This is a genomic window from Halorhodospira neutriphila, from assembly GCF_016584055.1.
Classification (GTDB): Bacteria; Pseudomonadota; Gammaproteobacteria; order Nitrococcales; family Halorhodospiraceae; genus Halorhodospira; species Halorhodospira neutriphila.
Genome location: NZ_NRSH01000087.1, coordinates 1 through 9,285 on the forward strand (window position 1 = coordinate 1; position 9,285 = coordinate 9,285).

At 71.2% G+C, this 9,285-nt stretch carries 8 protein-coding genes and 1 pseudogene; 3 read left to right on the top strand and 6 right to left on the bottom strand.

Annotation, left to right across the window (positions count from 1 at the left end; all coding sequences use genetic code 11):
• From CKO13_RS08275 to CKO13_RS08285, 3 genes and pseudogenes are all read left to right on the top strand, one after another.
• Nucleotides 1-249, top strand: a pseudogene (locus CKO13_RS08275) (hypothetical protein); the annotation flags it as partial.
• A gap of 51 nt (nt 250-300) precedes the next feature.
• The gene (locus CKO13_RS08280) at nt 301-1,692 is read left to right on the top strand and encodes an asparagine synthetase B family protein (protein ID WP_200259363.1); all 1,392 of its coding nucleotides are present in this window, start codon (nt 301-303) and stop codon (nt 1,690-1,692) included.
• Nucleotides 1,689-2,648: a glycosyltransferase family 2 protein gene (locus CKO13_RS08285; protein WP_200259367.1), complete on the top strand. Its 960-nt coding sequence runs from the start codon at nt 1,689-1,691 to the stop codon at nt 2,646-2,648. The genes CKO13_RS08280 and CKO13_RS08285 overlap by 4 nt, the downstream gene beginning before the upstream one ends.
• Nucleotides 2,649-2,707: 59 nt before the next feature.
• Here the strand turns inward: CKO13_RS08285 and CKO13_RS08290 are convergent, their stop codons facing one another.
• The 6 genes from CKO13_RS08290 to CKO13_RS08315 all read right to left on the bottom strand — a co-directional run bounded on the left by CKO13_RS08290 (nt 2,708) and on the right by CKO13_RS08315 (nt 9,156).
• On the bottom strand, nt 2,708-3,388 hold the full coding sequence (locus CKO13_RS08290; RefSeq protein ID WP_200259371.1) for a class I SAM-dependent methyltransferase: 681 nt from the start codon (nt 3,386-3,388) through the stop codon (nt 2,708-2,710).
• 126 nt (nt 3,389-3,514) lie between these two features.
• Nucleotides 3,515-4,378 carry a sulfotransferase family 2 domain-containing protein gene (locus CKO13_RS08295; protein ID WP_200259374.1) on the bottom strand — a complete coding sequence of 288 codons (864 nt, stop codon included), beginning with the start codon at nt 4,376-4,378 and terminating at the stop codon, nt 3,515-3,517.
• A 59-nt stretch (nt 4,379-4,437) separates the two neighbouring features.
• On the bottom strand, nt 4,438-5,340 hold the full coding sequence (locus CKO13_RS08300) for a sulfotransferase family protein (protein WP_200259377.1): 903 nt from the start codon (nt 5,338-5,340) through the stop codon (nt 4,438-4,440).
• Complete coding sequence (locus CKO13_RS08305; RefSeq protein ID WP_200259380.1) at nt 5,337-6,257, bottom strand: glycosyltransferase family 2 protein; 921 nt, start codon at nt 6,255-6,257, stop codon at nt 5,337-5,339. Before CKO13_RS08305 ends, CKO13_RS08300 begins: the two co-directional genes overlap by 4 nt.
• Before the next feature lie 23 nt (nt 6,258-6,280).
• A complete protein-coding gene (locus tag CKO13_RS08310; protein WP_420827061.1) occupies nt 6,281-7,525 on the bottom strand; it encodes a pyridoxal-dependent decarboxylase, exosortase A system-associated in 1,245 nt (414 codons plus the stop codon).
• Nucleotides 7,526-7,527: 2 nt separating this feature from the next.
• On the bottom strand, nt 7,528-9,156 hold the full coding sequence (locus CKO13_RS08315; RefSeq protein WP_200259383.1) for an acyl-CoA ligase (AMP-forming), exosortase A system-associated: 1,629 nt from the start codon (nt 9,154-9,156) through the stop codon (nt 7,528-7,530).
• Nucleotides 9,157-9,285 lie beyond the last annotated feature (129 nt).

Sequence of the window (9,285 nt, forward strand, 5' to 3'; positions counted from 1 at the left end):
CACCTGCGCTACGAGGATCCCGAGGCCCTGCAGGGCACCGCCGAGGCGGCCGGCCTGGAGCTCGTGGAGCGGGTCTGGCTGCCCCTGGTGCCGGGCCGCCTGGCTGCCCTGCAGCCGGCGCTCGAGGCGGCGCCGGCCCTCGGGCTGCTGCACCGCCTGCCGGGGCTCGGCGCCCGCCTGAGCCACTCCTTCCTGCTGCGCCTGCGTCGCCGGCGGCCGGGCCACGGCGAGGCGCTCGGCTACGCTTAGGCAGTGAGTGCCTCATCCGTTGCGCACGGCCCTGTTCATGCGGGAGGGCAGGTGACGCCGGGAGCCTTCGAGAGCAGTGCTGCCCTGGCTGCCGATATCACGTCTTCCGGGCCGTCCCTGGTAGCCGAGATCCGCTCGTCGCCGGAGGAGGTCACGCTGACAGCCGACCGTCTCGGGATGTTGCCGGTCTTCTACGCCGAGTCGTGCGGGCGGCTGATCGCCGGGAAGTCGCTGTCCGCGGTTGTCCAGAGGCTCAGCGCGCCGCGATTTGATGACGAGGCGGTCTCCGCCTACTTCACGCTCGGCTACTATGTCGGTGACCGAACGCCGGTAGAGGGCGTACGGGTGCTGCGTCCCGGCGAGACGGTGCGTATGCGGGACGGGGTGCTCCAGCGCACCGAGCGGTGGGCGCCGCCTGCGCCGTTTCGAGGAGGCTACGGCGACGCCGTCGAGGCGTATCGCGAGCGCTTCGCCGCCTCCGTGCGTAAGCGGCTGGTGCACAGTGCGGTCCTGCCGATCTCCGGCGGCAGGGACTCGCGGCACATCCTCGGGGAGCTCCTCCGCCAAGGAGCGCGGCCGGCCCGGCTCATTACGCTAGTAACGGGGGAGACGAGCGACCCGGAGATCGCGGTACGCATCGCGGATCGGGCGGGGTTGCCCCTGCAGGAGATACCGCAGGGCCCTTCCGCCGTCGAGCGGGAGCGGTGCAAGGCCCGCTCGAACCACTACCTCACGGACGAGAACGCCTGGTTCGTGGACCTGCTGCCGCACCTAGAAGGGCCGCTTCTGGACGGCATCGGCGGTGACGTCCTCTCCAACGGCCTCTACTTCGACGCCAAGACCACTGAGCTGCTCCGCCGTGGCGACGTCGAGACGGCCGCGGCGCACTACTGCGCGCGCTTCGGGACCGGGTATCGGGCGTTTCTCTCTCGGCCGTATAGGAGGAGGTGGGCCCGCCCGGTCGGGATGCCTTTGATCGCCGCGGAGCTGGGCCGCTACCAGAGCGCCCCGGACCCGGTGAAGGCGTTCCTCTTCTGGAACAGGACGCGCCGGGAGATCGCGCTGCTGCCGCTGGGCATGGCAGCGGAGCGCGTGCCCGTCCTGCTCCCGTACCTGGACGACGGGCTGCTCGATTTCCTGCTCTCCCTGCCGGCGGAAGAGTTCGGCCAGCCCGGGTTCCACGACGCGACGATCCAGAGTGCTTGCCCGGGGCTTGCGGATATCCCCTACGCGGGGAAGCTCAAGAGGGGGGGGGCCTCCAGGCGTAAGCCCAGGGAGGTCCTGTCACTGCTCGGGGCCTCCCGGAGCCCGCTCATCAACTATGGGCGGCTCGCCGTGCAGGGGGGCGAGGCGCTCTACCAGGGCACGGCCGCAGGTGTCTTGGCGAACTTCCGGCGGTACTACCCGCTGATCGCGCTTAGCCAGGATCTTGGAGTGCAATGACCACCGTCTCTGAGCGCCCGCGTTTCGCTGTCGTTATTCCATTCTACCAGGATACGCCAGGTATACTGCGCCGCGCCCTCCACTCCGTGGCGGCGCAGGATGTCGATGCGGAGATCCGGGTCTATGTCGTTGACGATGCGTCCCCCGTGGCGGCGCAGGAGGAGCTCGAGGGCCTCGCGATGCCGGCGAACGTCTCGGCCGTCCTCTTGCGCCAAGAGAACGGCGGGCCGGGGGCGGCCCGGAATACGGGGCTCTCCCACGCCGTATCGGCCGACTTTATCGCCTTTCTCGACTCCGACGACGAGTGGTATCCGCACCACCTGAGTGCCGCGGCGGCGGCCATGGCCGTCGGGGCCGACTACTACACATCGGACCTGGAGGACCTGGACGGTGAGCGCTACCACCGCCGGTTCTTCAGTGACCTCCTGCCGCTGTCCAGCGTCGAGGGGCTCCCCTGGGCCGGCTGGCTGACCTCTCCCCTTGTCCAGTTCACGATCCATCGGCCCATCTCCCACCTCTCCGCGCTGGTGGTGCGGAGGAGCCTGCTGGGGGACGCCCGGTTTGATCCCACGCTACGGACTGCGGGCGAGGATGCGGTCTTCACGACGACGCTAGCGCTTCGAGGGCCAGGCGTGATCGTCTCCCGGCGCGTCGACGTCCGCCGTGGCCGCGGCATCAATATCTTTAGCGTGGGCGGCTGGGGGAGCGCCGAGTGCTTTCAGCGGCAAAAGGACTACCTGCGCTCCCGGTACATGATTCGAGGGTTGCTGGGCAGGCGCCAATCGGGGCGGATAGGGGGTATCGTCAAGGAGGCGGAAAGAGGGTTCGTCGCCTCGGCTTTGGCGAGCTACCGACGAGGGGAGGTAGGCCTGATGGGCTTTATCGCTATCTTCTTGCGGTTCCCGCGCGTTTTGGCAGTGGCGCCCGGCGTCTTGTATAAGGCCCTCACGAGGTGACCGCCCCGAGCGGGCCCCGGTGCGATCGCCCAGCCTAGCCGAGCAGGGAGATCGAGCCATCACCGCGGGTAGAGCCACCCGACGGATCTAGCAGCGTTGCGAATCCGTCTCTTCCACGGTGAGGTTACCGGGATCTCGTAGCGCCTCTCGGGGATTTGATCGTTTTCTGGTAAGGCGATCAGGCCGAAGCCGACGCTCGGCTTCCGGACATCTGGGAAGAGGGTGGCGACGTCCAGGGTCAGCGCCGCCGGACGGCTTGCCGTGACCTTCTCCCACAGGAGCCTCATCTGCTCATTAAGGTTGATGTCGTCGATCACCACGAGCCTAGGGCTCAACGCCTGTGTGTAGATACTAAAGGCCAGGAGCTCCGGGACGTATCTGTGCCCGCCGTCGATGAACAGCAAGTCGATCTTGTGCCGGTCCGCGAAGGCGTTGAGCGTTCGCCGGAAGGTCTTCTCCGTGGTCGCGTCGCCTACGATCTTGGTGATGTTCTGAATGCCCGACAGGTGCTTGTCGCTTTCGCGGGTCACGTCAATCGTGACGATCCGTGAATCGGACGGCTCCCCCAAGGCGCGGTGGATCGCCCGCGTGGCACCGCCGCTGTGAGTCCCGATCTCACAGACCCTCTTGATGCTTTGGCTGGCCGTCAGGCCCGCCAGGAATCGGTAGTAGGGGGCGGGCGTGGTCTTGTGGCTGCGGTGGTCTCCCCAGTGGACCCGCCCGTAGCCAATATCGCCCACGTCGATTGCTTGGGCTGCGCGCCACGCCTGTTCTGCAATTTGGGCTGCGTCCCAGCCTTGTGTCGGTTGTGGCCCTGTTGCCTGGTGCATTGATCTGTACCTTTGCCGTAAAGCGGCCAGAGACCGCTAACATGCCCTGTGCCGGTTCTCGAAGAAGGCCTCGTAAATCGCTAGGTCCGGGGCGCATAGCTCGGCGATCTGCCTCTGGATAGCGAGGGGCTGCTCCTCGAAGCGCTGGTAGTCGGGCGCCGGGCTCCGCCGCTCATGCCGGGGCTGGAGGTTGATCTCGAACTCCTCGTTGATCCGCCCGATGAATCCCGCCATGTCCGCGGTCTCTCCCACGAGGGTGAAGCGCCGGAGGTTGGCGATCGCCTCCTGGACGGCCTGCTCGGTAGCGGGGCTGGGATGCCCCTCCCGGGAGGGCTCCGCCCTTCGGGCGAGCTCGCCGTTGAACAGGCGCAGGAACAGGGTCGCCGATTGCCGGGCGTTATCCGTCTGGAGCCACTCTTCAAGGGGCTGCTCGATAGGGAAGTGCTCTCGGTTCGGCTTGTGGCGATTGTAGTAGTAGGTGGAGAGCAGTCGCTCGAAGGGGTGGCGCAGTACGGTGATAAAGTCCCACTGGGCGTCGTGCCCCTGCAGTAGGCGGTTGCTGAACGGGAAGTGGCCGCTGATGTACTGGATGCCGTCCATCCCTAAGGCGTAGGAGAGCAGCATCTCCCGGTACGCCGGCAAGGGGGTGCCGATCGCCTCCGCGGCGCGCCGGGAGGCGATCGCATCGAGGTGGAAGGTCTTGCCGGCGCACTCCAGGCGATCCTGGCCGAAGCACCGGGAGAGGGCCTTGGAGACGGAAGTCCCGCCGCACTTGGGGGGGTGGAAGAAGAGGATATTGCGGTTGGCGATCCGCCGCTCGGCGGGGATGACCAGGGCTGAGCGGCGGACGACCTTCAGGTCGGCCGGCGCCAGGAGGCGCTCGTTGAGGCTTCGTGCCATGCGCTTGATCATCGTTGCTTGCCCTTGCTCCATGGCCTTGGGGAGGTGAGATAAGCCAGCTAACGGGAGGCGGTCAGCCTCCGGCCGAGGGCGCTCAGACGCCACGAGAGGGCCTCGCTAGCGCGCAGGAGGAGCCGCTGGCGCGCGGAGAGCCCCGGCGACTCGCGCGCATAGCCGAGCTCTTCCATTAGCGGCGAGGCGAGCGCCTCGACCACGGCGAGCTCCCTGGCGTTGAGCTCCTCCTGCCAGCCTCGTGCCTCCCCCTTCCGGAAGAACGCCTCGGGCTCCCTCGAGAGGTCCCAAGGGGCGCTGGATTGCCCTCCCTTGAGCTTGTCGATACGGCTCTCCCTGGCGATGCGGGTGGAGAGCCCGGGAGCGGGGGAGAGCCCGAGCCACTCGGCGGCCCGGTGGAGGGATTCCTCGGGGGCCTCGAGGAGCGTCTCGTACCGGAGCTCGAGGTAGTGCTCGGTGAGCCCCTGGATCGCCACCCCGGAGGCGACATCCGCGTGCCACCGCTTGGCGTTACTCGCCGCCTTGGTCGAGGCCCAGTGCCCGCCCCAGTCCTTGCCCGCCGCCATGAGCGAGGCGGTAACAGCGCGGGGGTCGCGGACGAGGTGGATGAAGCGCGCCTCCGGGAGGATCTGCACGATCTCCTCGGCGACCCGGACGTGGGCGGGGGTCTTCTCGAGGATGACCGGCCCCTCGCCGATGGCGTCGAGCACGGCGAGCGCGAGCTCGCGCTGGAGCCCGACGAACCGCTCGTAGGGGATGGCCGCCTGGAGGCCGACGCCGCGGCGGTTGCCCTCGTAGTGGCGCCAGGCCCGGTGGAGCGGTGCGAGGAAGCCGTTGAACAGGTGGGTCTCCTGGCAGGTATCCACCCCCGGATACCTCGCGAGCATGAGCTGCAGCCAAGTCGTCCCGCTCCGCGGCGCCCCGACGATGAAGGCGTAGCGCTTGCTCATGGCGACTCCTGGGCCTTCAGGCGCGCCCCATCGAAGACGCCGCGCCACCGGCGGTAGTGGTTCTCGGCGGCGAAGCGCTGGCCCGGGTCCCGGCGGAGGGCTGCCACCTGCTTCTGCGCCCAGGCGGTGAGCAGCTTGCGCCACACCCACCGTGGTGGCCCGGGGGTGGCCCGGGAGGCTGTGCTCCGCACCCCCTCCGAGAGCCCGTTGCGGTAGGTGCGGTGCAGGGCCCAGCCGGGCGTCGCGTGCTCGGCGGGGACGAAGTGGGTGACGTACGCCTCCGGGAGGTAGACGGGGCTGCAGCCGTGCGCCCTGAGCCGGTCCTGGAGGAAGAGCTCGTGGCCCGTTGGGTTGCGCGCCGTCCCGGGGTAGAGCGCTCCGGGGCCGACATGCAGGCCGAAGCCTCCCGCCTCGAGGATATCCTCGGCGAAGGCCGCGAAGTTGGAGCCCACGAACCACGGATTCCGCGCGCGGTGGAACGCCTCGCTCGAGGGCTCCCACCCTCGGACGCTGCGCGGCAGGTACGGCACTAGCCACTCGGGAGGGGATTGCTGGTACTCGGCGCGGATCGGCCCGCCGAAGAAGTGGCCGCGCCCGTGGATTCGCCCCTGCTCGGCGTAGCGCTCCAGGAGGTGGGGCGGGACGAGGAGGTCGTCGTCCAGGAAGACCACCAATCCCTCCCCGAGCCGCTCGACCAGGGCCTGCCGAGCGCGCGCCTGCCCGCTCTGGGAGAGCACGAGGTGGCGCAGGGGCAGGGCCTCTTGGGCCGCCGGCGGGGGCGTAAACGCGGAGCGCTCCGTGCCGTTCTCGACCAGCCAGATGCCCGCCAGTGCCCTCGGCTGGTGGCAGAGAGCCAGGCTCTCGAGCATGGTGCGGGTGCCCGCGCCGGGGCTGTAGGTGGCGATACAGACGTGCATGGGCTCGATCTCGTCGTTGCTCGCTAGAGCAGGACCTCCGCCGGCGGCGGGTGGCTGAGGAACCCGGTCGGGCTGGCGGTGAGCCCGTAGGCGCCGGACTGGAAGATCGCGATCAGGTCGCCGGGCTCGGCGCGCGGCAGCGGGGTGCGGTCGGCGAGGAGGTCGAGGGGGGTGCACAGGGGGCCGACGACGCTGGGCGTCTCGGCGGCGGGCTCCGCGAGCCGGGTGGCCACCGCCAGGGGGAAGTCCTTGCGGATGGCCTGGCCCAGGTTGCCGGAGGCGGCCAGGTGGTGGTGCATCCCGCCGTCGGTGACGAGGAAGGCCCGCCCCCGGGAGACCTTGCGGTCGACGACCCGGGTGAGGTAGACGCCGGCCTCGCCGACGAGGTAGCGCCCCAGCTCGAGGACCAGCGCGGTGCCCGGCAGGCGCCTGTCCAGCTCGGCGAGGCATGCCTCGAGGCCCTCGGCGACCGGCCCGAGCTCGAGCGGCTCATCGCCGCGGGAGTAGGGGATGCCGAGGCCGCCGCCGAGGTTGACGAAGGCCGGCGGCGCCTCGGCCGGGGCGAGCGCCAGGACCTCGGCGAGGCCGCGGCGGTGGCTCTCGGCGAGCGCCTCCGGGTCGAGGCACTGCGAGCCGGCGAAGACGTGGTAGCCGCCGATCCGCAGCCCCAGCGCCCGGGCCCGCTCCAGGAGCGCCCCAGCGGCCTCGGCGTCGACGCCGAAGGGGGAGGGGCCGCCGCTCATCCGCATGCCGCCGCTGCGCAGCCGGAAGTCGGGGTTGAGGCGCAGGCACAGCTCGGGGGCCGTCTTCGTGGCCGCGGCGATCTCGCCGACGAGCTCCAGCTGCCGGGCCGACTCGATCCCCACGACGGCGCCCGCCTCGATGGCGGCCTCGAGGAGCGCCCGCGGCTTGGCCGGTCCGGCTAGGGAGATCCGCCCGGCGGGCTGGCCGGCGGCCAAGGCGGCGTGCATCTCCGCCCCCGAGGCGACGTCCATGCCGTCCACCCACGGGGACAGGGCGCTCAGCAGCTCGGGCATGGGGTTCGCCTTGACGGCGTAGCTCAGGCGCACCGGCCCGGGGAGGCGGGTGCGCAGCGCCTCGATCCGCTCCCGGATCAGCCCGGCGTCGTAGGCGTAGAGCGGCGTGCCGTAGGCCTCGGCGAGGTCGCCGGCGTCGCGGCCGGCGACCTGCAGCCGGCCGTCGCGGCTGTGCCAGCCCGGCGGCCAGTAGTGGGGGGTGCTGCTCGTCTCCGCGCCGTGGGTGCTCAAGCTCAAGCGCCGTCCTCGCCGTGGCCTCGCCCCGACCACTCCCGGGTGAGCCGGGCGCGGTCGGGCTTGCCGTGCGGTGTGTGAGGCAGCCCCTCGGGGCGCAGGTCCCAGTGCCGGGGCTGCAGGTAGCCGGGGAGCTCGCGCCGGCAGAGGCGCTGCAGCGCCCCTGCCTCCAGCTCCCGCCCCGCGGCCGGCTCGAGGACGGCGACCAGCGCCTGGCCGAGCGCCTCGTCCGGCGCCCCTACGACCACCGCCTCGGCGACGAGCCCCGAGTCGTAGAGGACCTCCTCCACCTCGCCCGGGCTGACGCGGAACCCGGAGGTCTTGAGCATCTCGTCGCTGCGGCCGAGGAAGTAGAGGTAGCCCTGCTCATCAGCATAGACGGTATCGCCGGACCAGACCGCCGGCTCCGGGCGCGGCAGCCCCGGCGGGCTGAGCGGCCAGGGGCGGAAGCGCTCGGCGCTGAGCTCGGGGGCGTTCCAGTAGCCGAGGGCCACCAGGGGGCCGCGGTGGACCAGCTCCCCCGGCTCGTAGGGAGCGCAGCGGCTGCCGTCGGCGCGGATCACGGCGACCTCGGCGTTGGGGATGGCGCGGCCGATGGAGCCGGGGCGGCGGGCCAGCTCCGCCGGCGGCAGGTAGGTGGAGCGGAAGGCCTCGGTCAGGCCGTACATCAGGAAGACCTCCGTCTCGGGGAGGGCCGTGCGCAGTGCGCGGAGGGTGGCCTGGGGGAGGGCGCCGCCGGAGTTGGTGATATAGCGCAGGCGGCGGCGGAGCCCCTCGGGCCACTCCTCCCGCGCCAGGGCCTGCCAGAGGCTGGGCACGCCGGCCAGGCCCGTGACCCCGTGGCGCGCGGCCTGCTGGAGCAGGCTGCGCGGGGTGAGGTAGTCGAGCAGGAGGCAGCTGCCCCCGCAGAGCAGCGCGGTGGTGACCTGGCTCAGCCCGTAGTCGAAGCTCAGCGGCAGGGCGGCGGCGATGCGGTCCTCGGCGGTGTTCCCCAGGTACGCCACGACGCTCTCGGCGCCGGCGAGGAGGTTGCGGTGGGAGAGCACGACCCCCTTGGGGCGCCCCGTGCTCCCCGACGTGTACAGGATCGCCGCCGGGTCGCTCTCCAGGCGCTCAGCGGCCGGGGCCGGCGGGTGCGCCACCGCGGCCTGCCAGCCCACCTCCCGCCACGGCGGCGGGCCGTCCTCGGCGGCCTCGGGGGGGTCGACCCGCACCACGGTGCGCAGGGCCGGGAGCGCCGTGAGCTCGTCGCGCAGCGCTGCCAGCCGGGCGGCCGAGGTCACCAGCGCGCTCGCCCCGGAGTCGGCGAGGATGTGGTGCACCTGGCGAGGGCGCAGGCCCGGGTAGACGGGGACGAAGATCCCGCCGGCCTGGGCGGCGCCGAGCAGGGCGGCGATCGCCTCGGGCCGCTTGTCCAGGAAGACGGCGATGCGCTCCCCGGCGGCGATCCCCTCGGCCCGCAGCAGTCCCGCGAGCCGCTGGCAGGCGTCGGCGAGGGTGGCGTAGTCCCAGCTCCCGAACCGCCCGAGCAGCGCCTCCTTGGCCGGGGAGCGGGCGGCCCAGTCGAGCAGCGGGGCCTGGATCAGGGTTCCGCGGCCAGGCGGTTGCGGTCTCTGTGCGCTCGGCATCCGCGATTGACTCCCCGTAGGCAAGCGCTCCAGCTCGCCTCGTCAGGAATAGCATACTAGGCTTGATCGTGAGTGCAGGCCCCGTAGGCCGGGGTGCTCGCAGAGGGAGGGGGTTGGACAGAGGGGGCA

Coding starts and splice junctions, on each gene's coding strand:
- CKO13_RS08285 (WP_200259367.1), top strand. CDS start 1,689: ATGACCACCGTCTCTGAGCGCCCGCGTTTCGCTGTCGTTATTCCATTC.
- CKO13_RS08295 (WP_200259374.1), bottom strand. CDS start 4,378: ATGGCACGAAGCCTCAACGAGCGCCTCCTGGCGCCGGCCGACCTGAAG.
- CKO13_RS08300 (WP_200259377.1), bottom strand. CDS start 5,340: ATGAGCAAGCGCTACGCCTTCATCGTCGGGGCGCCGCGGAGCGGGACG.
- CKO13_RS08305 (WP_200259380.1), bottom strand. CDS start 6,257: ATGCACGTCTGTATCGCCACCTACAGCCCCGGCGCGGGCACCCGCACC.
- CKO13_RS08315 (WP_200259383.1), bottom strand. CDS start 9,156: ATGCCGAGCGCACAGAGACCGCAACCGCCTGGCCGCGGAACCCTGATC.